The 24,879-nt window shown below is 43.7% G+C and carries 21 protein-coding genes and 1 tRNA gene; 15 read left to right on the top strand and 7 right to left on the bottom strand.

Features of this window, described 5'->3' with window-relative positions; genetic code table 11:
- Positions 1 to 33: 33 nt before the first annotated feature.
- Positions 34 to 351: a hypothetical protein gene (locus AC2D6U_RS11980; protein WP_484721224.1), complete on the bottom strand. Its 318-nt coding sequence runs from the start codon at positions 349 to 351 to the stop codon at positions 34 to 36.
- 54 nt (positions 352 to 405) lie between these two features.
- Here AC2D6U_RS11980 and AC2D6U_RS11975 point away from each other — a divergent pair, with 54 nt between their 5' ends.
- Positions 406 to 579: a hypothetical protein gene (locus tag AC2D6U_RS11975; protein ID WP_484721223.1), complete on the top strand. Its 174-nt coding sequence runs from the start codon at positions 406 to 408 to the stop codon at positions 577 to 579.
- Between the two features lie 65 nt (positions 580 to 644).
- Here AC2D6U_RS11975 and AC2D6U_RS11970 read toward each other — a convergent pair whose 3' ends face one another.
- Positions 645 to 1,088 carry a DUF6438 domain-containing protein gene (locus tag AC2D6U_RS11970; RefSeq protein WP_484721222.1) on the bottom strand — a complete coding sequence of 148 codons (444 nt, stop codon included), beginning with the start codon at positions 1,086 to 1,088 and terminating at the stop codon, positions 645 to 647.
- A gap of 115 nt (positions 1,089 to 1,203) precedes the next feature.
- Between AC2D6U_RS11970 and AC2D6U_RS11965 the strand changes: the two genes are divergently transcribed.
- Positions 1,204 to 4,572, top strand: coding sequence for a T9SS type A sorting domain-containing protein (locus tag AC2D6U_RS11965; RefSeq protein WP_484721221.1), 3,369 nt, complete (start codon positions 1,204 to 1,206; stop codon positions 4,570 to 4,572).
- 34 nt (positions 4,573 to 4,606) lie between these two features.
- Here AC2D6U_RS11965 and AC2D6U_RS11960 read toward each other — a convergent pair whose 3' ends face one another.
- Positions 4,607 to 5,815 carry a class I SAM-dependent methyltransferase gene (locus AC2D6U_RS11960; RefSeq protein WP_484721220.1) on the bottom strand — a complete coding sequence of 403 codons (1,209 nt, stop codon included), beginning with the start codon at positions 5,813 to 5,815 and terminating at the stop codon, positions 4,607 to 4,609.
- On the bottom strand, positions 5,812 to 6,804 hold the full coding sequence (locus AC2D6U_RS11955; RefSeq protein ID WP_484721219.1) for an aspartate-semialdehyde dehydrogenase: 993 nt from the start codon (positions 6,802 to 6,804) through the stop codon (positions 5,812 to 5,814). Before AC2D6U_RS11955 ends, AC2D6U_RS11960 begins: the two co-directional genes overlap by 4 nt.
- A gap of 74 nt (positions 6,805 to 6,878) precedes the next feature.
- Here AC2D6U_RS11955 and AC2D6U_RS11950 point away from each other — a divergent pair, with 74 nt between their 5' ends.
- From AC2D6U_RS11950 to AC2D6U_RS11930, 5 genes are all read left to right on the top strand, one after another.
- Positions 6,879 to 13,742, top strand: a complete 6,864-nt coding sequence (locus AC2D6U_RS11950; protein WP_484721218.1) for a lamin tail domain-containing protein — start codon at positions 6,879 to 6,881, stop codon at positions 13,740 to 13,742.
- 113 nt (positions 13,743 to 13,855) lie between these two features.
- Positions 13,856 to 13,999, top strand: a complete 144-nt coding sequence (locus AC2D6U_RS11945) for a hypothetical protein (RefSeq protein WP_484721217.1) — start codon at positions 13,856 to 13,858, stop codon at positions 13,997 to 13,999.
- Between the two features lie 168 nt (positions 14,000 to 14,167).
- Positions 14,168 to 14,554, top strand: a complete 387-nt coding sequence (locus tag AC2D6U_RS11940) for a TraR/DksA family transcriptional regulator (RefSeq protein ID WP_484721216.1) — start codon at positions 14,168 to 14,170, stop codon at positions 14,552 to 14,554.
- A complete protein-coding gene (gene scpB / locus AC2D6U_RS11935; protein WP_484721215.1) occupies positions 14,554 to 15,135 on the top strand; it encodes an SMC-Scp complex subunit ScpB in 582 nt (193 codons plus the stop codon). Before AC2D6U_RS11940 ends, scpB begins: the two co-directional genes overlap by 1 nt.
- 41 nt (positions 15,136 to 15,176) lie before the next feature.
- On the top strand, positions 15,177 to 15,962 hold the full coding sequence (locus tag AC2D6U_RS11930) for a pseudouridine synthase (RefSeq protein ID WP_484721214.1): 786 nt from the start codon (positions 15,177 to 15,179) through the stop codon (positions 15,960 to 15,962).
- A gap of 117 nt (positions 15,963 to 16,079) precedes the next feature.
- On the opposite strand, the gene AC2D6U_RS11925 is transcribed toward AC2D6U_RS11930, so the two are convergent.
- Positions 16,080 to 16,152, bottom strand: a tRNA-Phe gene (locus AC2D6U_RS11925).
- 99 nt (positions 16,153 to 16,251) lie between these two features.
- On the opposite strand from AC2D6U_RS11925, the gene AC2D6U_RS11920 reads away from it, so the two are divergent.
- The 8 genes from AC2D6U_RS11920 (at position 16,252) to AC2D6U_RS11885 (ending at position 23,402) form a co-directional block, all read left to right on the top strand.
- Complete coding sequence (locus tag AC2D6U_RS11920) at positions 16,252 to 17,577, top strand: 4Fe-4S dicluster domain-containing protein (protein ID WP_484721770.1); 1,326 nt, start codon at positions 16,252 to 16,254, stop codon at positions 17,575 to 17,577.
- A gap of 15 nt (positions 17,578 to 17,592) precedes the next feature.
- On the top strand, positions 17,593 to 18,375 hold the full coding sequence (locus AC2D6U_RS11915) for a (Fe-S)-binding protein (protein ID WP_484721213.1): 783 nt from the start codon (positions 17,593 to 17,595) through the stop codon (positions 18,373 to 18,375).
- A 22-nt stretch (positions 18,376 to 18,397) separates the two neighbouring features.
- Complete coding sequence (locus tag AC2D6U_RS11910; RefSeq protein WP_484721212.1) at positions 18,398 to 18,898, top strand: hypothetical protein; 501 nt, start codon at positions 18,398 to 18,400, stop codon at positions 18,896 to 18,898.
- A gap of 28 nt (positions 18,899 to 18,926) precedes the next feature.
- Positions 18,927 to 20,999 (top strand): CHU_0125 family OmpA-like outer membrane integrity protein, encoded by a 2,073-nt coding sequence (locus tag AC2D6U_RS11905; protein ID WP_484721211.1) that lies wholly within the window; start codon positions 18,927 to 18,929, stop codon positions 20,997 to 20,999.
- A 72-nt stretch (positions 21,000 to 21,071) separates the two neighbouring features.
- Positions 21,072 to 22,238 (top strand): AIR synthase related protein, encoded by a 1,167-nt coding sequence (locus AC2D6U_RS11900; RefSeq protein ID WP_484721210.1) that lies wholly within the window; start codon positions 21,072 to 21,074, stop codon positions 22,236 to 22,238.
- Positions 22,239 to 22,486: 248 nt separating this feature from the next.
- Positions 22,487 to 22,693 carry a hypothetical protein gene (locus AC2D6U_RS11895; RefSeq protein ID WP_484721209.1) on the top strand — a complete coding sequence of 69 codons (207 nt, stop codon included), beginning with the start codon at positions 22,487 to 22,489 and terminating at the stop codon, positions 22,691 to 22,693.
- Positions 22,694 to 22,732: 39 nt separating this feature from the next.
- Positions 22,733 to 22,918 (top strand): hypothetical protein, encoded by a 186-nt coding sequence (locus tag AC2D6U_RS11890; protein ID WP_484721208.1) that lies wholly within the window; start codon positions 22,733 to 22,735, stop codon positions 22,916 to 22,918.
- Positions 22,890 to 23,402, top strand: coding sequence for a T9SS type A sorting domain-containing protein (locus AC2D6U_RS11885; protein WP_484721207.1), 513 nt, complete (start codon positions 22,890 to 22,892; stop codon positions 23,400 to 23,402). Before AC2D6U_RS11890 ends, AC2D6U_RS11885 begins: the two co-directional genes overlap by 29 nt.
- Here the strand turns inward: AC2D6U_RS11885 and AC2D6U_RS11880 are convergent.
- Positions 23,392 to 24,006 (bottom strand): class I SAM-dependent methyltransferase, encoded by a 615-nt coding sequence (locus tag AC2D6U_RS11880; RefSeq protein ID WP_484721206.1) that lies wholly within the window; start codon positions 24,004 to 24,006, stop codon positions 23,392 to 23,394. The two genes, AC2D6U_RS11885 and AC2D6U_RS11880, sit on opposite strands and share 11 nt — an antisense overlap.
- Positions 24,003 to 24,815, bottom strand: coding sequence for a hypothetical protein (locus AC2D6U_RS11875; protein ID WP_484721205.1), 813 nt, complete (start codon positions 24,813 to 24,815; stop codon positions 24,003 to 24,005). Before AC2D6U_RS11875 ends, AC2D6U_RS11880 begins: the two co-directional genes overlap by 4 nt.
- Positions 24,816 to 24,879 lie beyond the last annotated feature (64 nt).

Genomic DNA, 24,879 nt, shown 5'->3' with positions numbered 1-24,879 from the left:
CCCAAAAGCGAAGCTTTTTTTATGCAAGAAGCATTAGTTTTTAATCAGGCTTATCTCACTTGCTGTGAACGTATTGTCCTCATAATTCAACCGAATGGAATCAGATAAAAGCGTTTGTTTACCTTTCAGGCTCAATCTGACCTTATTCCCTTCATTAGAGGTGGCGATAATCTCCTTTTTCGCTTCATCGATCAAGGCTAGATCGGCATTTATCTCAGTCTCATTCACCTTTACATAGACATTCCCTTCAAGTTTTTTAACTTTTACATCAACCGATATTCGATCGGCCTGAAAAGTCAATGTGTTGGAAAAAATGAGAAGCGAAAAGTTAATGAGCATGAAGGTTTTCATAAGTAGACATTTTAAATTTTTGATTTTAAGGCAATTAATAGACCAAACTCATCCATGAAGTCTGTCTTATTGTTAATAATTGTTATCCTTTCCGTAGTGGTTCTAACGGGTCTATACAAACCTTGGTATGTACTGTGGTGGATGGAAAAACAAAACCGTTTGCGTGTGATCAGTTACTACCTGCCACCACTCATCTTTAGCTTATTACTTTATGGTTGGGTAGAATGAATTTTATTTGCATGCCTCATCGGACGATTCAGAACGCAGTAACCACTAAACAAGGTTCTTCCCCCTTAACGCGTACTCTTCCAATCGAGCTTCTCAATCAATTCGTGTACTCGCTGCTCAAGATCTTTTAAGTCCTTGGGTGCGCCATCATAATCAATAACTGTGTATGGCTCATCAGAAACTCGATACGTCAACTTCGTTGTCGGTAGGTCTGTCATGTTTGAGGTGTAGGACTTTTCAAAAGAAGAAAAATTACTTTGCTCAAAGGCATTTAAAAGTGCTTTCAAGTCCTGATTTGGCAGTTTTGCTTCATAATTCCCTTCAATGGGTAAAAATTGCTTTGCATTGAGCAAGACCTGGCCGTTGGCATAAATCGAAATATCATATACCGGACAGGTACCCATACATACCCCTTTTGTCATAAAAATCACCGGTTGAGCTTTTGAGGTCACCTCAGTGGACTTGCAGCCCATCATTACAACCAACAGAATTAAAGCAAACCTCTTCATTTCAAGTCTCATTTTAGTGATAAGTTAGATTAAAATTTATTTCTTTGTTAAAACTAGCCATAGAAATCCATCAAAATTAATGCCTAGTTCAGAAGTTACTTATTGGTATCTCAACATGATGAAAAGAACGCTATTCCTTATCCTTATCCTGTTTACAGCCAAGATCAGTTACTCACAACAGATGGAGCAACTTGATGCGGAAGTTAAAATCATTTGTTATTCTTCGGGTATTGAAGAAGGCACCAAGGTTCTTCCTACAAATCATTACCATCCTGCATTGGCTGCATATCGATCCGAGTCAACCGGCCAAAATGGTGGAGCCACATTCGAAGTAACCTACATTGGTTTTACGGAGCAAGCAAAGCAAGCTTTTCAACGGGCAGTGGATATTTGGGCTTCATACATTAGCTCTGATGTTGTGATCAGGGTTGAAGCAAATTGGAGATCTTTTGATCAGGAAGGTGTATTGGGCTCCGCAATTTGGGGAACAGCCTACAGGGGTTTTGAAGGGGCATTGAACAATGACACTTGGTATCCTGTCGCCCTTGCTGAAAAAATGGCTGAAAGAGAATTGAACAGTCCTAACGACCCAGATATCGTTGCAAATTTTAACCGGGGAGCTAATTGGTATTTAGGTACTGATGGACAAACGAGTGGTGGCGAAACAGACTTGGTTTCTGTGGTATTGCATGAATTAGGGCATGGTTTGGGTTTTATTGATAGTTATAACATTAATGAAGATACGCAACGAGGTAGCGTTGGCATTCAAGGCTTTCCCTTCACGTTTGATCGAAGAGTCGAAACCGACCAGAATGTTCAGCTTTCAGGCTTGGTCAATTTTCCAGATTCCCTAGCAGATGCACTGACTTCAGGCAAGTTGTTTTTCAATTCACCTTCTGCCATTACCAATGACGGTCAAAGACCAAAACTCTATGCCCCAAGTGAGTGGAATGGAGGGTCTAGTATTGCACACCTCGATGAAACCACCTATCCTGCTGGTACTCCTAACTCACTCATGAGTCCATTTATCGGTCGCAATGAGGTGATCCAAGAGCCTGGTCAAATTACATTGGACATGTTTGGGGACATGGGATGGGAATATACCTACATAGAAAACATCAACAGGCCCAATTCAGATGAGTTTGAAGCCGATAACTTCTTGGTTACCGCTTCGATAAAAAGTGACGTAGGTTATTTGCCTGAGTCAGTCAAGCTCTTCTACAGCAATGATGGATTCCAATCGGATAATAACGAGGTGGTCATGACACCAACTGGAACAGCTGATCAATTTTCGGCAACGATCCCCTCCACAAAAACGGAGGATCAGGTTTACTCGTACTACATCAGCGTCGTAGATGTCAAAGCGAGGACCTTTAGTAGACCCAGTTTAGTTGCTGCTCAACGGTATTTGCAATTCAGCACAAGTCAGGACAGCGAGGCTCCTGTCATCACGCATACCCCGCCCAATTTCGTTCGAGCAGAAGATGAGCGTTTAGCGCTTTTGGCGATCGTTGAAGATTATTTACCTGTCAATGTACAACTAGAATATTCGATCAATGGAGGAACGGCTCAGACTGTTCCTTTCCAGTCAAGCGACCCGCTGACCAGTACCTATGCTGCTGACGTTGTTTTGGGAGGTTTGGGCCTTCAAGAAGGAGACAAGGTGAGTTATCGCATTTTAGCCACAGATATTGGTAGAAATGCCAACAATTCAATTTTTCCTGAAACAGGACTAATTGAACTAACCGTGACCAATACACCGGCGGCCATTACTCAATTCAGTACCGATTTCAATGACCTAACAAGTGCTGCAAATGACTTTCAGTTCAGCGCTGATTTCTCAATAAGAGAAGAAAGTGGCTTTAGTAATGGAGCCTTGCACTCTGCTCACCCCTATGCCAATGGAACGGGGGCAAATAGCGAAAGCAATTATACCATTGAGTTAAAAGCTCCGGTGCTTATTCAAAATGCATTTCCTATCATTAGTTTCGATGAAGTAGCTTTGATCGAAGCTGGAGAAAGTGGCTCTGTGTTTGGAGACAATGACTTCTATGATTATGTGATCGTAGAAGGTTCTAAAGATGGGGGCAGCACTTGGCTTCCACTGGTCGATGGTTATGACAATAGAGCAAGCTCCAGTTGGGAACAAACCTACAATAGCAACATCAATGCTGATGGCAATTCAGAAGCCGTAGGTGATCAGTCACTTTTTGTCAATAGACAGATCAACATACTGGAAAACGGAAATTTCGTTGTTGGAGATGAGATCATCATACGATTCAGGCTTTTTGCCGACCAGGCGGCTCGTGGTTGGGGCTGGGTCATCGACAACCTAAAAGTGCAAGTAGACGATCTGGGACCAACAATTGTACACAATCACCTCAATTTTGTCAGTTCTCTTGACGACATAGAAATTGCTGCACGTGTAACTGATAATGCAGCGGTGGACAGCGTGGGGTTATTGGTTAGAGTAAATGGACAAGCTCAGGATCCCATTGCATTAACGAGAGGTAGTGGTGATAATTATCAGGCCAATTTGAACATCAGTTCACTTCAAACCGGAGACCTGATCGAATACAGACTAGCGGCATTTGATAATAACAGTCCTCAGGCCAATGCTTCTTTTGTCCCAAGTGCAAGTGAGTTCATCCAAGTCCCGATCATTAGTTTCGAAAACCCTGTTGATCTTTATGCCAATGATTTCAATAGCGAAACAACCGACTTCGTTGGTAATTTCTATTCTATTGATACACCTACAGGTTTCAACAATGGTGCCATTCATTCGGATCACCCCTACCGAATCGGTTATGGTGTGTTGGGTAGTGGAGCATTCACTTACATGCTTAAAACGCCAATACGTATAGATGAACAAAAGGCTCTTTTGATCTATGATGAAGTGGTATTGGTTGATCCAACACTTGACTTCACAGCAGTTGAAGCCTCCAAAGACAATGGAGAAACCTGGTTCGAAATCATCCGCTACGGAACAAACGACTTCCCTGATGTCTGGAGACCTGTTTTTGATGATGGTGAATCGGGTAGTGAAGGCTTATTTCGAGAACGAAGAATTGAAATGACTCAATCACCACAAATCAATGATGGAGACATTATTCTTTTACGATTCAAATTAGAGAGAAGAGGTAGAGGAGAAGGCTGGGGTTGGGCCATTGATAATCTAGAGATTCAAACAGAGGTAATTGCCAGCCTTGAGGCTGGTCAAGAAGCCTCCTACAAATTCAGCATATTTCCGAACCCCGTAGAAGACAACCTACTGACGATACAGCTTAATCAGCCCCTTTCAGGCCCATTATCCTACTCCATCATATCAAGTGATGGAGTAGAACAGCTGGTCCTTGAAAACATAAGTCTTGACAGTCAAAACACAGTAGAGCTAGATATCTCTGCCCTTCGACCAGGACTATTCATTCTTAAAATACAAAACGGAGAGTATACTGAGGTCTTTAAAGTACTTAAACTAAAATAACCTCGAATTTGAGCTTCTAGATAGTGATACTAACTTAGCTTGCCCATTCGGCATGACTACTTTGCTTTATTTTTTGAGTAAGCAACAATAGTTTTCCCTCTTGTCCGGTACAGGCAAAAATGTAGTGCTCACCCCCTTCTTTGATTTGATACTTGTTTCGAAGCGCTGCAACGGTCATTGGAAAATTTCTAACGGTTATGTTCGCTTTCTTGCCCGGTAATATCTTGTTGAGCTTTCGCTTGTCAAAAGGCAATGATTGAAGCACCTCGAAGCTCCTACCAGGGAAGTCCGGCTTAAGCTCCGAAGATGTGTAGAGATGCGTATTGGCATCGAGCTTAAACAGTTGAAACCGTTCGCCTACACTTTTAAACGCACCTGCCTTCATGATTGCCGCATTGGGCTCATATAGGTAGCGCTTGACATCGCTGAAGGGCAAATGAACGGACCGCTCTTGTTGAAAATCAAACAAGAACTCATCTTCTCCGTGTTGATCCATATTGATACAGCTAATTTGTTCATCTCCCTTAAAACCCTTTTCCATGAGAATCAAAAGCTCTTTCACTTCATTCTTAACGGCAATAACGTATACCTTTTTAACGCATGTCAACTCTTTCAGGACTGATTTGATATCGATCAAGGGAGAAAGCTTAATCAGCACTTGTCGTGCTTTAGATAGCAATTGATGCTGTATCCTAGCAACATCAGGTGAGCAATCAGAAAGTTTAAAGACCTTTTTTGCCTGTTCATCCCTCCTGGCAGGATCCACATAGATCAAATCACATGAATCAAGGGTCTCTAATACCCTTTCTGCTTTATCATTGATCGTTTCGATAGCCCTGCCAAGCACCTCAAAATTATGCTTAGCGAGTTGACAAAGCCATGCTGATTCTTCCACATAGGTACATGAATCGAATTTCTCAGATAGGTAATACGTGTCTTGGCCTAAGCCTCCCGTCAGGTCGAACATTTGCTTTCCCTTTGTGATAAGATCTGCTTTTTTTCTAGCCGTTAGACTTGATGATGCTTGTTCAATAGACAGCGGTGGTGGGAACAAGATACGGTCATTCGCTAACCAAGGGTCGAGCTTTCCTTTCGCCTTTTGTCGGCTTCGAATCTGCTCGACCACCTTTTCAAAATGGGGCCATTGCTTAGCCTCCGAAGAAAGCATCAGTGACGCAGAATCTTGCGCCTGATGTGCCTTGATGAATTGTTGTACTTCTTCAGAAACTAAATAATCGATCAATGAAAAGAGGGTTGTTTTTGCAGGTATTCTACGATCTGAACGGCATTAGTTGCCGCTCCTTTTCTCAGATTATCAGCCACGATCCACATATTCAAAGTGTTCGGCTGACTTTCATCTCTTCTCAAACGGCCCACAAAGACTTCATCTTTTTTATGAGCCGTTAATGGCATGGGATAAATATTATTCGCCGGATCGTCCTGAACCACTACCCCTTCGGCTTTTTGTAGGAGATCCCTAACCTCCGCTAGATCAAACTCCTTCTTGAATTCCACATTCACCGCTTCCGAATGACCACCCATGGTAGGGATTCTAACGGTTGTGGCTGTCACCGCGATGTCCTGATCATTGAAGATCTTTTTGGTCTCATTGATCATTTTCATCTCCTCTTTCGTATAGCCGTTCTGCTGAAAAACATCAATATGCGGAAGCACATTGAGGTCAATTCTATGAGGATAAACCATCGCTGCAGGTTTCGCCTCCCTTTCAGCCATCATTTGATCAACAGCTCCCTTCCCAGAGCCTGTCACTGATTGATACGTAGACACCACTATACGTTTGAGTCCATAGCGCTGACGAAGTGGAGCAAGCGCCACAACCATTTGGATTGTAGAGCAATTAGGATTTGCAATGATCTTGTCATGCTCAGTAAGTTCTTTTGCGTTGATCTCAGGCACAATGAGTTTATGGTCGGGACTCATTCGCCAAGCAGATGAATTGTCTACAACCGTTGTTCCGACAGCAGCAAATTTTGGTGCCCATTCTAAAGAGGTCGCTCCACCAGCAGAAAATATGGCATAATCTGGCTTTTGCTGAACCGCTTCCGCTAACGTAAGCAGCGTGTACTCTTTTTCTTGAAAAGTTTTCTTTTTCCCGGCAGAGCGCTCAGATGCTACCATCAAGAGCTCGTCAAAATGCAAGTTTTTCTCTGTGATTACTTCTAATATTTCTCCACCTACCAAACCGGTAGCCCCCACTACAGCAATTTTCATCTCTTCTCTTTTATCAAGTGCAGCTCAACTTTTTATCTGCGCAAAATTAGTATATTCATGTACCTAAGCATCACATGCGACTAACATTTTCGACAGTGTTATTACTGTGCGCCCATCTACTGGTATGTCAAATTACCAGTCTTCCGCACACACAAAGTTTCGAACAAGTTTTCACAACTGGTACGAACGCATCTTTTATTGCCAATTGGCAAGGCAATGAAGTCGCTACCACCAATCGAATTTTTCAGGGTAATGATGGAAGAACTGGTACGGGTTCGCTGAATATCATACCCACTTCTAGCTTTTCCGGAGAAGTGCTCATTTCGCTAGACATGACCTCAAAGCTTGGTGGAAAACTGAGTTTTTACGCCTATTCAAAAGCCAATGGAAGTACCTCAACACGGCCAGTCCTTCTATACTTGAGCACCTCAACAGATGGCGGAAACAATTATTCTACCGCCGTTCAAATAGGCGACGATACCACTTTTCCGAATGACAACACCACGAGTTATGCTCCCTACACCTATGAGATGCCTGGGGAGGTGGCTGGCCAAAACCAAGTGCTTGTAAAAATCGAAGCTAGAAGGGGAAATGGCAGCGGTTCGGCAGCCGAATTGGTTCTGGACGACTTCCTTATTGAAGAAGCATTGCCAGCCTTGGCAATCTCATCCATGGATTTTACCGGAAGCAATTCCATCAACTTGATCTTTAACCAGCCGGTAGAAAAAACAAGTGCAGAAATCCTGTCAAACTACAGCTTGAATTTTGGTTTTGGACAACCTGTTTCAGCACTTCAAGACGGTTCAAATGGCGCAATTGTACAGTTGACTTTCGCCAAAGACTTCGTGAACAACACCTATGAAGTAACCGTAAATAATGTTCAAAATGGTGATGGAAGCTCTGTTGCAAGCGATTTAACCATTACCGCGAAGAATTCCATCAGGACCCTAAAGCGGCAGCTTGTCATCAACGAGATCTATGCTGATCCAAACGGAACGAATCCACCAAATCCAACCATTTTACCCACAGCGTCGATCGCTGAATTCATTGAAATTTATAATACGACAAACGAGGCCATAGAAATAACTGACTTTACTCTTTCTGGCGGTACCCTGGGCAACTATACACTAGGAGCCAATGATTATGTGATTCTTACTTCAAGTGCTAATGTACAGGCTTATCAAGCCTTCGGAAATACAGTAGCCGTAGCCGATTGGAACACCCTAACCAATGGAGGCGAGCAAATAACACTTTCCGATCAGTTGGGTAATTTGGTCGATAGTTTAACCTTCAATACTGCTTGGTACAAGGATAATGACAAAGCCGACGGAGGATGGTCGCTCGAACAGATCAACCCCACCTTGATTTGTTCCGATGAGACCAATTGGAATTCCTCAAATGCTATTGCGGGCGGAACCCCAGGCACCATAAACAGTCGCTACACTGATGCACCAGACATTGTGGCGCCGAGGATAGACACCGTGCTCGTGGATTCTCCCACACAGATCACCTTGGTCTTTACAGAGCTGATGGACGCGACCAGCCTTAGCATGGCCAACTATTCACTGTCTGACGGACTTACTATTACCTCCGTTTCTGTTAAGGCTAGTTTGCGCGCCGTCCAGTTAGGCATAAATGCCGCCATGCAGTCCGGGACCAGGTATACCCTTAATGTTCAAGGAGGCGCTGATTGCGCAGGAAATGTTATGGCCCAATCGAGCATTCAGTACTTATTTGATAATCAACCACCCGCTTTAACAAGATTTGCCTTTAAAAGTAATCGCATCATCGACCTTGTCTTTGATGAACCTCTCACCCCTTTGATAGCGGAAAACGTATCCAATTATGTTGTCAATAATGGCATTGGACAACCGAATTCTGCCGATGTAATCAGTCCAAGCAACAATAGCGTCCGCTTGAATTTAGCCAATGCACTTACAATGGGAGTGACTTATCAAGTCACACTCGATCAGCTCCAAGACACCTTGGGCAATGCAATGGCAAACCAACTGGAATCTTTTACATTCAGAAATGACCTTGACACGGTCATTGTGCTCAGTAGTCAGCTACTCGATATTTATTTCACGGAGGAGGTCAATGCACAAAGTGCTTCACTCACTCATTTTACAGTGGAAAACTTGGGGAACCCCGTATCCGCTACAATAGATAACGCTAATGCCCAATTGATCCACCTTGCTTTTGATGGTAGCTTCCCCGAGAATACAGAAAGAGAATTACAAGTTGAGGGAATTCAAAATACAGCAGGCAATTACCTTCAAACATTGAATACCACATTCGTCTATGACACCGACGATCCTGATTTGGTCAACCATACGGTGGTTAATGCAAACCAATTGAGATTGGATTTCGATGAAAAGCTAGACCAGACAAGTGCAGAAATCATCAATCATTACAGTGTAAATAACGGCATCGGTTTCCCGTCTGCGATCAATCTTACTAATGGAGACTCTTCTGTTGTCTTATCGTTTACAGAAGCTTTTACGCAAGAAGTAGAAAACATACTGACATATACTGGGATTGAAGACTTAAGCGAAAATGGCATTTCTACCAACAGGCGTTTAGACTTCACCTTTGATACCTTAGCCCCTCGCTTCGACAGCCTCATTGTTTATTCTCCTCGTTCCTTGCTGATTAGTTTTACAGAAGAAGTTGTAAAAGGAATTGCCGAGGATATCACTAACTATACAGTGGACAATGGCATTGGAAACCCTACTCAGGCACTCCGGCTCGATAGTGCAACTCAAAAGGTGCTTTTGACTTTTAGCGGACTTGGAAATAATGCACAAAATACCCTAACCATCTCCAATCAACGCGACCAATTCTCGAACGACCTAGCCCAAGACATCACAGTCCCTTTCAGTAGTTTAACCCCTAAATTTGGGAATTTTGATATCCTTGCTGATACCTTACTGCAAATACAATTCACCAAAGACCTCCAACAAGCATCAGCTGAGGATGTAGAGAATTATGGTTTTGACAATGGCATCGGTTCATTCAGCATTTCACAAAGCTCTACGGATGCTTCGATTGTCGAAATAACCCTCACAACGAAACTGAAAGAAGACATCAGGTACCGCTTGGTGGTTGATAGCCTTGAAGATGTATTTGGCAATTTCATTCCGCCCACAACTTATGATTTTACCTTCAACGATCACCTGAACAACTTAGAGATCTTGTCTCCTTCTAGTCTTAGGCTAACCTTCGATGTCGAACTCTTGGAGGCACCTGCCGAAGTCCCGGCACATTTTCTCATTAGCGATATTGGCGCCCCCGTTAGTGCGGTGCTCAATCCTTCAAATCCAACTCAGGTAACGCTGACTTTAGGCGCTAACCTTCAGGAATCGGCCGAATATGAAATGACCCTTACCGGACTAAGAGACTCTTTTGGAGGAACATTACCTCATTTTTCGACCAAATTCGTCTACGACATAACACCACCAGTAGTGACAGCTGTAAATTCAGTCTACACGAATGAAATTGAAGTTGCATTCAACGAACGCATAGACCCTGTTTCCGGTTTGGCTTTAAATCATTATGCCCTTGATAATGGCATCGGAGCACCGATAAAGGTGGCGTTCAGCAATTCCGAACAGAACAAGGTCACCCTCACTTTTGCCAATGCATTAATCGATGGACAAGCCTACGTTCTGTCAATTGATCGTGTGGAAGATACCCAAGGAAAAGCGATAAACTTAACCTCTGCCAATTTCACTTTTGAGGCGCTCGCTCTTCCCGACTTCAGGCAGCTCGTCATCAACGAAGTTTATTTTGATGTGGATGCCTCAAGTGGTCTTGCCCCTTATGAATTTATTGAGCTGTTCAATGCAGGAAACACTGCTTTCCAGCTACGCGATTTTAAGCTTACCGATAAAAATGATACGGCCATTTTCAAAACGCAGACCCTCAATAGTGGAGAGCACTTGGTACTCTCAACCAGCAGCGGAGCTCGTGCATTCAACGGTTTGTCACTTTCGCGTTTTCCCTCGCTTTCCAATACAGGAGAAACCATTTTTCTGATCGATCGCAACAATAGGATAGTAGATTCATTGGCCTTTAATAGAGATTTGTACAATGATGCCTCAAAATCAAGCGGAGGCTACAGCATAGAGCTGATCAACCCCTATAAACCTTGCTTCGATCCGGCCAATTATGCGGGCTCAACTCATCCTTCAGGGGGTACTCCGGGAAATCAAAATGCGGTATTCAACTCAAGTCCCGATTCAACCGCTCCACAAGTCGATGAATTACAAATTGTCTCTACCACAGCCATCCGATTGAAGTTTACCGAAGCCCTCAACCTTAGCACCTTGACTGAAGCCAATTTCAACCTGCAATCAGGCATTCGCATCAGTCAAATTCTCGTGAACGACCCCTTCGGTCGAGAGGTGGAACTCTTCCTGGAAAGTGCTTTTCAACGAGGCACGACAGAACGACTGCTCATCAATGGTGTTGAGGATTGCTCGGGCAACCGAATTAATGTTCAATTGAATTTCGAATTAGGGGCTCTGCCTGCAGCCAATGATCTGTTGATCACCGAGATCATGGCGACGCCAACTCCCTCGAATGGATTACCTCCTCATGAATACGTTGAGCTTTACAATAACACAACGACCATTATCGCACTTAACGATGTCTATTTGGCTGATAATGCTGGAAAAACACGGATTGGCGAGATCAATATAGCACCAAGTGGTTATCTGGTCCTGACAAAGAACAGCGCGGTGGATGCATTTAATGGGTATGGAAATGTTCAAGGCATTAACTCTTTCCCAACGTTAACCACACAAGATGAAGTACGTCTTGAAAATGCAGATGGAACGATACTCTTTAGAGTGGCCTACGATCGTTCTTTCTTCAAAAATGAGAAAAAGGCACAAGGCGGTTATAGCTTAGAAATGATCAGGCTCAATCCGGCTTGTCAAAGCCCTGATAACTGGGCAGCTTCAACGGCACAAGAAGGAGGAACTCCTGGCCAACAAAATTCCCTGTTTACCTCAGCAGCTGATGTTCTTGCTCCAGAGGTGACAAATTTCGAAGTGCTATCAGACACCTCTTTCCGTTTGACCTTTAACGAAGCCATGGATGCTTCCACCTTTGTTGCTGACAATATCGTTTTCAACCCTGGCTTAACAATAGCGAGCATAGAAGCAGTCGACTCGTTTGGTTATCAATTACTGATCAAAACTAATGCGCCATTCAGCTATGGTGTTATTCATTCTTTAGAACTCAACAACCTAAGAGACTGTGCCGGGAATGCAATAGTACCAAGGTCATTTGAATTTGTCAGAGGGCGATCGCCACAAGCCTACGAGCTGATCATTACCGAATTGATGGCTAACCCGTCGCCGTCAGTTGGTTTACCTGAGAGTGAATACATCGAGATTTATAACCGGTCTTCTGATGTTTTGAGCCTCAAGAATGTGGTCCTGGCTGATGCGGTCAATTCAACCACTCTACCGGACACCGTCATCTACCCGGGAGACTACCTCCTGCTGACCCCTAACTCTACGGCAAAAGATTTCGCGGATAATACAATTGGTGTTTTTAACTGGCCTAACCTGAATCAAGAAGAGGAGATTGTCAAGCTCTTTAATGCAGAGAACAGCCTCTTGTTCAGCTTGCGCTTTAACGAATCGTGGTACAGAAGTAGTTTAAAAGCGAATGGTGGGTATAGCTTGGAGATGATCGATCTGAATTTTCCATGCGTTGAATCTCCCAATTGGTCGGCAAGCGAATCTAACGACGGAGGAACTCCAGGACGAATCAATTCAATCAATGGCATCAACCCGGACAATCAAGGGCCCCAGCTTCTTCAGGCTGTCATGCTCGACGAAGGAAGTATACAAGTACGCTTTTCAGAACGTTTGGCAGCAAGTAGTATAGACGTTGCAGACTTTGGCATTGACAATGGATTGAGTTTTATCGCTTTCCTCCTTGACGATACTGAACGACTAGTCACCCTGTACACGTCAGCTGACTTAGTCAACAACCAGGTCTATACGTTAACCGTTGACAACTTATCCGATTGCAGCGGAAACCTGATCGATCGCACACGCAACAGCGTTCAGCTGATCGTACCGGCCCTTGCAGAACCCAAAGACCTACTCGTAAACGAAGTTTTGTTCAATCCAAGACCTGGAGGAGCGAGGTTCGTCGAGTGGTATAACTCTTCCAATAAGTACATCAATTTAAAAGATTGGCGAATTGGTGGACTCAATAATACCCGACTAATTAGCGAAGAAGACCTGATCATTCCTCCAAATAGTTATTTAGGGATCACCGATGATCTCACGAATATTCAAACAGAATATCCAGCCACAGTAGCTGAAGCATTCATTGAAATAAGCTCCATGCCGTCAATGCGAGATGACAAGGGCGCTGTTATCATTCTCGACAACACCGGTAGAACCATCGATCGCTTTGATTATGATGAAGCCTATCATTCTCCCTTATTAAATGACAATGAGGGCGTCTCTCTAGAACGGCTTAGGCACAATGGCGAGAGCAATGATGCAAATAATTGGTTCTCAGCAGTGGCCGCAACGAACTACGCAACTCCAGGTTTTGTGAACTCTCAAGCCTTAATGGGAGATGCTCGAAATGATATCGTCGTGGTAGCTCCATTGACCTTTTCGCCTGACATCAGCGGTACGGCAGACTTTACCACCCTAACCTACTCTTTTGATAATCCGGGCAATGTGTTGAATGTGACGATCTACGATGCAAATGGTAATCTCATACGCCGTCTATCAGAGAACAATCTCGCCGGCACCACTACTTTTTTGACATGGGACGGTACCAAGGACGATGGAAGCAGGGCACGAATAGGCTATTACATGATCCTTACGGAAGTAATCAATGCCGAAGGGAGAGTGAGTTATCGCAAAGACAAGGTCGCCATTGCAGGTAGATTCTAGGTTCACACAAATCCTTTGAATAACAACGTTTATTAAGGGCTAAGTAATAACGAAACCAAACAATTTATAGTAGATTGGTCTATTATTATAAAACTCAACTTTTTACACCACCTATGAATTGCTTAATCAACGAAACCCTCACTCGCTTTAAAGGAAAAGAAGCCAACGCAGAAGTCATCTCTCGATACTTAAGAATCAAGCACCGGATAAAAATGGATGCCCAAGTGCTGCTCAGAAGACTGCAAGCTTTGCAATAGATGGCTCAATAATATTTGCTCTAAGGCCACGTTTTCAGAATCTTTCCTCCCCTGAAGGGATAGATATGCCTTTTAACTCCTTAGCCTCGATTGAAAAACAAACTAAAGTTTTGCTATTGCTATGGTCAATTCTATCTTAGCGCATCTTTAAATATTGATTGATACGTTATGGGTAAGGAAGAGAAAACAAGGTATACTGAGAGCGAATTGAAAGAATTTGAAGCCCTCATCATCGACAAGATCGACAAAGCTAAAAATGAACTGACTGAGCTGAAAAAAAGCCTTCAAAAAGGTGGAGATTCTGGAGAGGATATTACCAATAATTCTACGAAAGTGTTGGAAGATGGTGCCGATACCTTAGAAAAAGAAAACTTGAACCAGTTGGCTGCAAGACAACAGAAGTTCATTAACAACTTAGAAAATGCCTTAATTAGAATCAAAAATGGCACCTATGGCATCTGTGTTGATACGGGTAAACTCATCTCAAAAGAACGTTTAATGGCGGTTCCACACACCATGCATTCTATTGAAGCGAAACTGGCACAACGTAAGTAATGGACTTTTTGGGCAATCATATCGAAGCCCTCATCTTTTGTGCCCCTAAACCGATTCAAAAGAAAGAAATTCACAATTGCCTCAATGAAATGTTTGAGGCAGACGTGCCTGTAAGCGATATTGAATCGGCTCTTTCCCAACTGGAGAAAAAGTATCAAGAGGATTCTTACTCATTCGAAATCGTGCAAACAGGAGGAGGCTACCAGTTTCTCACTAAACCAGCCTATCAAGCCAGCATTGGAATTTTGCTAAAACAGCAATCGAAAAAAAGACTATCTACTTCTGCCCTAGAAACTCTTTCCATCATTGCGTACAAACAACCGGTGACGAAATCTGAAATTGAGCAAATAAGAGGGGTCAATTGCGACTACACTGTCCAAAAATTGCTCGAAAAAGAGTTGGTTGAGATCAAAGGAAAGTCAGAAGCTATTGGTCGCCCGTTGCTTTATGGCACCTCTGAACGTTTTATGGACTATTTCGGCATCAACGACATCAAAGAGCTGCCAACACCCAAGGATTTCAGCCCTAACGAAAATGAAATCGGTCAACTTGAATCAGAGAGCGACGCTACGGAAGATTAATACTACCTTTGCAATAAATACAGTAGGGATACTGAATACAAATGCAGAACCGTAGAAAACCAAAACCACAGCATAAGCCTCGTCAAAAGGCATCTTCCAGCCCTTCCAAAGAGGAACATGTCATCAAAGAGGACGTTCGTTTGAACAAATACATCGCTAACGCCGGCATCTGCTCGCGACGAGAAGCGGATAAACTTATTGCAGAAGGTGCCATCTCCGTAAACGGGAAGGTTGTTCAAGAACTCGGTTTTCGTGTAAAGAGCAACGATAAAGTGAGCTACAAAGGACAGCAGCTCAATCCTGAAAAAAAGCAATACATCTTATTGAATAAACCCAAGGGCTTTATTACCACCACTTCTGATCCAAAAGGTCGCCGGACCGTAATGGAGCTCGTTGAAAATGCCTGCACCGAACAAATTTTTCCCGTCGGGCGATTAGACCGAACCACCACGGGTTTGCTCCTTTTTACCAATGATGGAGAGTTGGCAAAAAAGCTCACGCATCCAACGAATAAGATCAAAAAAGTCTATCAAGTCACCTTGGACAAACCCATAACCAGAGCCGATTTTTTGGCCATCGTTGATGGGCTTAAACTCGAGGATGGCATGGTCAAAGTAGATGACCTGGCGATTGTAAGTCCAGACGAGAAGGTATTAGGCATTGAGATCCATTTAGGGAAAAACCGTATCGTCAGAAGGATCTTCGAACACCTGGGTTATCAAGTAGAGAAACTCGACCGGGTCATGTTCGGTAACCTCACCAAAAAAGACCTCCCCCGAGGTAAATGGCGACAATTAACAGAAAAAGAAATTCGCTGGATAAAATAAAATAGTATGCATGCATACTATTTTTTCCCTGTCTTCTCTATATTCGCATGTGGGCTGCAATCGATTGAATACATATTCAACAAAAAAGCCCCTCCGAAAGGAGAGGCCTATTGTACGTGGTGCTGAGTGGATTCGAACCACCGACTCACGGATTTTCAGTCCGATGCTCTACCAACTGAGCTACAGCACCTCGAATTGGAGGCACAAAAGTATACAAAAACTCAATCGGTGCAAAACATTTTCTATAAATATCGAATACCTTTAAAACACCGCTAATCAGACCAATATGATGCAATACATATCACAGATCGCATTTTTAGTTGTAGTGGGTGTCGCTACCTATTTCATTTATCAGCGCATTACACAAATCCGAAAGAACATCTTTCTTGGAAAAAAGGCCGAGCGCAATGATCAATCATCGACAAGATGGAAAACCATGTTGCTAGTGGCTTTTGGACAGCAAAAAATGTTCAAAAAGATCATCCCGGCCCTTTTGCATCTTTTGATCTATGTGGGCTTCCTTGTCATCAACCTGGAGGTTTTGGAATTCGTTATCGATGGCATGGCCGGTACCCACCGCATCTTTGCTCCGTTCTTAGGTGACTTTTACACCGTCTTGATCAACATTTTCGAATTTTTAGCTGTTGGAGTGTTATTTTCTTGTGTCGTATTCCTAATCAGAAGAAATGTGCTTAAGGTCAAGCGCTTCAGTGGCGACGAGATGAAAAAGTGGCCGACCTTAGATGCGAACCTCATTTTAGTGATCGAAATCATTTTGATGTTTGCCATTCTAACCATGAATGCAACAGACATGCTGATTCAAGGAAAGGATGAGCACTACGTACAAACTGGACAATTCTTCTTTAGTGGCTTTTTGGTTCCACTGTTCGAAGGACTCAACGTAGGCACCCTTATCTTGATCGAACGCTTTGCATGGTGGTTCCATATCATTGGCATTTTAGCCTTCGCTGTCTATGTCACCTACTCCAAACACTTGCACATTGCCTTGGCCTTTCCAAATACATGGTATTCCAATCTCAACCCGAAAGGAACTATGGAAAACATGCCTGTGGTAACCAATGAAGTAAAAATGATGCTTGGGATGCCTGTTGAAGGAAGCAATGATCCTCCAGCAGAAATTGCCCGATTCGGAGCAAAGGATGTCAATGACTTAAGCTGGGTCAACATCATGAATGCCTATTCCTGTACGGAATGTGGTCGCTGTACGTCTAATTGCCCGGCGAATATGACTGGAAAAAAACTCTCTCCTCGAAAGATCATGATGGATACGAGAGATCGTGCGGAAGAAGTTGGTGCAAGCTTGGTAAAAGGAGGAAAAGGTTTAGAGGATGGGAAGTCTTTGTTAGGCGATTACATTACCAAAGAAGAGATCAACGCCTGCACCAGCTGTAATGCTTGTGTAGAAGCTTGTCCGGTAAATATTGACCCACTTTCGATCATACTTCAAATGAGACGTTACGTCGCCATGGAAGAATCAGGTGCTCCCGCTTCTTGGAACAACATGTTCCAAAACATCGAAACGAGTTTTTCACCATGGAAATTTGCACCGACCGATCGCTTTAAATGGGCAGATGAAATCAATAAAAATAGCTAAACGATGAGTCAGGATATGAAAGTAAGAACGATGGCCGAAATGGCGGCAAGTGGAGAATCGCCCGAAGTGCTCTTTTGGGTAGGATGCGCCGGTTCATTCGACGATCGTTATAAAAAGGTCACATTGGCCTTCATCAAAATATTGAACAAGGTCGGCATCTCTTTTGCCGTATTGGGAGAGGAAGAAACCTGCACAGGAGATCCTGCTAGACGCTCAGGAAATGAGTTTCTATTTCAGATGCAAGCCGTTGCCAACATACAGGTGTTGAATGGATACAATGTGAAAAAAATTGTCACTGCTTGTCCTCACTGCTTCAATACGCTCAAAAACGAATATCCAGAATTGGGTGGTGAGTATGAGGTCATCCACCATTCTACCTTTCTTCAGCAACTGATCAACGAAGGGAAGGTCGGTTTAAAAGGCGGAGGTGAATTCAAAGGCAAAAAAATTACCTACCACGACTCTTGCTATCTTGGACGAGCCAATAACATTTATGAGGCTCCTCGTGAAGTACTGGCAGCCCTCGACGCAGAACTGGTAGAAATGAAGCGCTGTAAAACCAAAGGCCTTTGCTGTGGAGCGGGAGGGGCACAAATGTTCAAAGATGCTGAACCCGGTAACAAAGAGGTAAACATCGAACGAACCGAAGAGGCACTAGACACAGGTGCCTCCATCATTGCAGCAGCATGCCCATTCTGTCTAACCATGATGAGGGACGGAGTGAAGAATAAGGAAAAAGAGGAAACGGTAGAGGTAATGGATCTGGCTGAACTTATCGCGCAGTACGAAGGTTTATAGTCTGCAAACAGCAAGACAAGCAATGAATTCTACTTTTGACGCATTTCATCCTGATTCCAGGGTTTGGGTTTACACCTCGAACCAACTGATAAATGACCAAACTCACGAGGACATCCTGAAGGATTGTGCTGCTTTTTTAAGTCGATGGGCTGCACATGGCAGCGATTTAAAAGCCTCAGCACAACTATTGGAGGGATATTTTTTGATCATAGCAGCTGATGAAACTTTCCAAATGGCAAGTGGATGCTCTATCGACAGTGCGGTTCGTTTTGTGCAAGAATTAGGAGCTAAATACAACATCAACTTTTTCGAAAGAACGAACCTCATGTTCAAGATCGACGGTAGTATCAGGGCCATTCAATTGAGTGAGCTTTCAGAACAAATTACCGCAGGGCTGATCACTCGCTCCACCCCATATTTCAACAGCAATATTTCAACGCTGAAAGAACTCAATGATAATTGGCTCGTTAAAGCTGAGGAAAGTTGGCTGAAAAGATACTTTAACGCCACAGAAACCGTATAATTACAGAGAGTTGTTTCGCAATCAATTCATGAAAAAGAAGCTGGCTATTCTTATTGGTATCCTTTACTTGGCATTTGGCTGTGGATCATCTAAAAATGTCAATTTTTTAGGCGTCCAAGAACCACCAAAAAAAACAGCTGTTCCTCCTTCTAATGCCACATTCGAACAAAATCAGACCGCGGCCACGGCAGCCGCAATAGAAGAGAGCGAAGAGCAGAAAATGCCCAAGTACTTGGAAACCTACGTCGAAGATGAAAATTATATTCAAGCCATCAGCGATCTCGAGGCTGAACTAGTAGAGAATCCAAATGCACCAGACGTCAATTTCTTTTTGGCAGAATCGTACAGGAAATTAGGTCGAATCAAAGCGTCTCTTCCTTATTATGAAAAGGCTGTTGAATTGGGTTATCAACAAGAAGAGTTAGAAATTAATTATGCCTTGGCCTTGAAGGCGAATGAAGCATACGAAAAAGCACAAGAAGTATTAGCGGACTATTTAACCTTCGTAAGTACAGAGATCTACAAAGAGAGGGCACAAAAGGAGCTTCAAAACCTGAAGAAATTAGATACCATCCGACTGCAGGTGCGAAATGTTGAACTGGAACTGCTTAACGAGATCAATACTGAAAAATCTGAATACAGCCCTTCGTATTTTGAAGGAGATCTTTATTACGTATCGACTAATGAACCTGAAACATTTGAGCGCTACGGCACTCCCTTCAGCCAGATCAATCGGGCGAAACTCAACGGCTTACGCATAGAAGAAGGTACCACCGGCTCAATGCCGGGCCGATTCAACGACCTGAACATTAATGAAGGCAGCATAACCTTTTCCCCGGATGGCAATTTGGCGGTTTTTGCCAAGGGCAATTCTGACGACAAAAAAGGAAGAAGAAGTGTTGACCTATTCCTTTCAGAAAAAAAGAATGGGCAGTGGACGCAACCTGCATTCATGACCATTAACAGTCCCGATTATTGGGATACCTCACCTGCTTTTAACAACAGCGGAACCACCATCTATTTCGCTAGCGACAGGCCCGGAGGTTACGGCGGTTCGGATATTTACCGAGCTTCACTGAATGAGAGAGGTCGTTGGGCAGACGTGACCAATATGGGGCCAGACATCAATACTGCGGGAGACGAAGTTTTTCCGTACGTCTCGCCAGACAACAAACTTTACTTCGCGAGTAACGGCCATGCCGGTTTTGGTCAATTAGACCTCTTTGAAGCGGTCAATCAAGGAGGAAATGTTACTGTCCGAAATCTCGGTCCTTCCTTCAATACCTCAGCAGACGATTTCGGTTTGATTTATACTGACTTCCCATTCGAAGGCTTCTTTACGTCCAATAGAGAAGGTGGTGCCGGCGGAGATGACATTTATAGTTTTGTCGATAATTCATCGGATCTAAAACAGATCACCTACGTGCTTAAAGGAACCACCTACCAACGCGACGAGGATAGTGTGCAAAGCATCCTTGGAAATGTGCTGGTGAAGCTGCTTGATGAGCAAGGCAACCTAGTGGACGACATCATAAGTAGTAGAGCAGGATCATTCAGCTTCCCTATTGAACCCGAAAAGTCATACACTCTCATTGGCGACAAGGAGAATTTCTTTTCTGAAAGAACAGCCTTCTCTACCATCGGTGAATCGATTCCTCAGGAAGCGTTAGTTGAGAGATTTACTGAAAAAACACTGACCACAGAAGTGACCTTAGACCCCATCATCTTGAACAAAGCCATCGTCATCCCAAATATTTACTATGATTTAAACCGTGCAGAAATACGCGACGATGCCGCCGAGCAACTCGACAAATTGGTGCTTTTATTGGCTGACAATCCCACTGTGCGTATCGAACTGAGCTCACATACGGATGCCCGAGCAGAAGATGATTATAACCTGGACCTTTCACAACGAAGGGCCCAATCCGCTGTTGATTACATTGTTTCGCAAGGAATTTCAAGAGATCGATTGGTCGCCAAAGGTTATGGTGAATCACAGCTGATCAATGGCTGTACCAACGAACGCATCGACGAATGCTCGGAAGAAGAACATCAGCAAAACCGGAGAACCGAATTCAAGGTACTTTCCGTCGATAAATAAGCCGGAAGATATTGGTGAAAAGGACCTCCTTTCAGGAGGCTTTTTTATTTTTGTAAGATAATTTCCAAGCACATGAGTGATCGGTACATGCAACGAGGCGTCTCTGCATCAAAAGAAGATGTCCATAATGCCATTAAAAACCTAGACAAAGGACTTTTCCCAAAAGCCTTCTGCAAAGTTGTTCCAGATTTCACGGGTGGTGATAAGAACTATTGCAACATCATGCATGCTGACGGTGCCGGAACGAAGTCGTCTTTGGCCTACATGTATTGGAAAGAAACTGGTGACCTTTCGGTGTGGAAGGGCATTGCCCAAGATGCCATCATCATGAACATCGATGACCTGTTGTGTGTCGGCGCAACAGAAAACATCTTGCTCTCTTCTACGATTGGCCGAAACAAAAACCTGATTCCTGGAGAGGTCATCTCTGCCTTGATCAATGGCACAGAAGAAGTCTTGCAGATGCTTCGAGACAATGGCTTGAATATCATCAGTACGGGAGGCGAAACCGCAGACCTCGGTGACTTGGTGAGAACTGTGGTAGTAGATAGCACGGTCATCGCCCGGATGAGGCGCGAAGACGTGATCACTAATGAAAAAATTAAGCCCGGTCAAGTAATCGTCGGCCTGGCTTCTTATGGTCAGACCACCTACGAAAGTGAGTATAATGGGGGCATGGGCTCAAATGGGCTTACTTCTGCACGACATGATGTGTTTGACAACAGTCTTGCGGTGAAATACCCGGAAAGCTTTGATCCGAGCGTGCCCGATTCCCTGATCTATGCTGGTAGTAAAAAGTTAACCGATTCCGTTGACGGAAGCCCCTTAGATGCAGGCAAGCTCGTGCTTTCCCCAACTCGAACCTATGCTCCGGTGATCATAGAGATACTCAAAGAACTAAGGCAGCAGATCGGTGGCATGATCCATTGCAGTGGCGGTGCACAAACCAAGGTTCTACATTTTATCGATCAACTGCATGTCATTAAGGACAACCTCCTTCCTATACCTCCACTATTTCAGATGATCCAAGAAGAAAGTGGAACCGACTGGAAAGAGATGTATAAGGTATTTAACATGGGCCACCGCATGGAGATCTATATTGACGAAGCTCATGCCCAAACCATCATCGACATTGCGCGATCATTCAACATTGAAGCCCAAATCGTTGGTCGCGTTGAAGCCTCGGAACAGTCGCAAGTGACCATTAGGAGTGGTCAAGAGACCTTTACCTACAAATAATTATAAAGAGCTCTTTTTTATACTCAACCAACTGGTCATTAGGTTTAAACCATTCTTAATATACGTAGGGGATTGGCGTGTTGAGGTGTAGTAAACCTATCGCGGCGCCCTTAGAAATATCAGAAAAACAGCTATCTTGCAGTCGAGCACTACTTGCCCTTGCTAGAAAAGGGTACGATAGTTCTTTTCACCTAAATGCACTATTAGTCTTGCCGATAAGAAAGTCTTTTCTTTTGGTTATCTTTTTTATGTGCCAGTCAAGTAATCTCTTGATAGGACAAACAGGCATTGCAACCATATCTACCACAACCACTTCGGGTGCCGGAGCCACAGCAAATGACTATACTGACTTTGCTCCTTCAGATGCTGGAGGAAGCTTAACGCCAAATGCTGAGTATCAAATGCTCTATGGAACGGCCAACAATCTTTTTGTAACCTCCTACACAGTTACATGAATAACCGAGGTATTCGATCGATTCATAAAACCAGATACCTTGGTGATCCGTCGTGTGGATGCTGGAACTCAATTGGTCATTTTCTACGAATACACGAATGTCGATACGGGCCCAACCCCAGATGAAATCAACATCAACCCCGACATAGTGCTGAACGAAGAAGCCCTATATCGATCTGACCTACTCAATGCCGGCTATGACAACATTTTGGTCAACTGCCAATGAAAGCAACAACTCGTTCATCACCGTTGAAAGGAGTGCCAATGGCAGCAACTTCAGCCCGATTGCAACAATTGACGGCGCAGGCAATAGCGCCGAACAAATCGATTATGCATACACCGATTCAAACCCATTAAAAGGCTTCAACTTTTACCGATTAAAGCAAACAGACCTCAATGGGAACTTTGAATATTCTGCCATTGTATTAGTGGATTTTATTGGAAAACCAGGTCAAATCGCTCGACTCTACCCTAATCCTGTAAAGCAAAGAGAAACCATCTACATCAATTATTTTTCTGCCCGCGAACAACAGGCACAAGTGAGTATCATCAATAACAAAGGGCAGCGCTTTCTCTATCAATCAATCCTACTTTCGGATGGAGACAATGACCTGACGATTGAGACAGCAAACCTTCAGAAAGGCATTTACCTCCTACGACTAGCCGAATATGCAGGAGGAACAAAAACCTTTAAAGTGATCATCCATTAGATCTTTGGAAGACGCCTGCAAACAATTGCTCCTTAGACAATTCCCTGTACTGCACTTCTCTAAAACCAGCGTGAAGCAGGGCCTTGTGAAGATCCAGTAAATGATCAGCGTCCAAGTTCGACGATAGCCTGAAGAACCAGTGCATGACTTGTTGCAGGAGCTGATTGTTACGTCTCCTCGCTTGTTTAAAATCCGTAACGATCAACGTACTACTCTTGTCCATCATGCCCGATAGTTTCCGGAGTACACGATGCAAGACCTCTTCGCTAAAACAATCGAGAAAAAAATTGGCAATGATGACATCATATGATCCTTCATGCTCAAGAATATCTCCATGATAAAAATGCGTTAGTGACGCACTGCTTTTTCTTCTTTTGGCCTTCGCCATCATCTTCTCGGACAGCTCAAGGTAATCCACTTGGACCGCTAATTCTGCGGGTAGCCATTCCAATACCTTACCGGTGCCACCCCCTACGATCAATACCTTGTCGTGCAGAGCCAGTTCTGTCAGGAACACCTGCTGCGCTTGATCAAGTTGACGGCCAAATACCATTTGGGCCAAGAGGTCATAAACGCTTGCCAACCGATCGAAATCATTTTTCATAGCATGAGGTAGATCCCGGGTAAGAAAAAGATGCCATCGGCCAAAATCCTGAATAATTGAACCCGTCGAAAAAGGTCTTGTCTGTTGATCAATGCAAAGAGCACAAAGGTCATCAAAGCAAAGATGATCGGAATAGCCTCCGGAAGTGGGCCATAAAACTGAAAGGCAATAAAGATGGCGTTGAAGGTGCATATCAACAGAACCCGCTGCTTCACGATAGAAGCCCCCTTTAAGGTTGCAACCGAGGCATGTTGATCCTTTATGTCAATATCATGTTCGAATAAAGGAATGATCAAAAGGTTGCCGTACGCCAGCGTGAACAATTGGACCATGAGCAGTAATTCATACCAGCTGACTGTGTTCATCAAACTTACAGGTGCTGTCACAATTCCTGCGGTGTACACGAAGGCCGCAAATAGCTCTTTGCGAAAGGGCTTCTTGCTCAAAAAGGAATAGATCAGGTAAATGCCACTGGTTCCCGCCAGAAAAAACCCAAACACTAGCGTCGACTCAGGTAGAAATTTCAAATTCCACAACCCAAAGGCAAAAATGATAAGGGCAAGACCCACGACCTGTTTAAAATACGTCTGATGAAATGCATGGCGAGGATTTGTGGCTTTTTCCTTTGATTTCTTCGCATCCAATAAATGATCAAGCGTATAGATCAGCCAAATGGCAATGGACAAACCGATCACCATTGGTGTGGTCAATTCCACACCAAACACTTTGGCAATGAACAGGGTCATGATCACCGAACCCACTGTGATGTCTATGCTTAGATTTTGGATGAAATGAATGATCTTGACCATAAAAAAACCCTGATGCCGATTAATCGGGATCAGGGTTAAATTTATCAGAAATGATTTCTTTCTC

The organism is Roseivirga sp. YIW32 (genome assembly GCF_057219245.1).
This window is presented reverse-complemented; position numbering and strand designations above follow the sequence as displayed.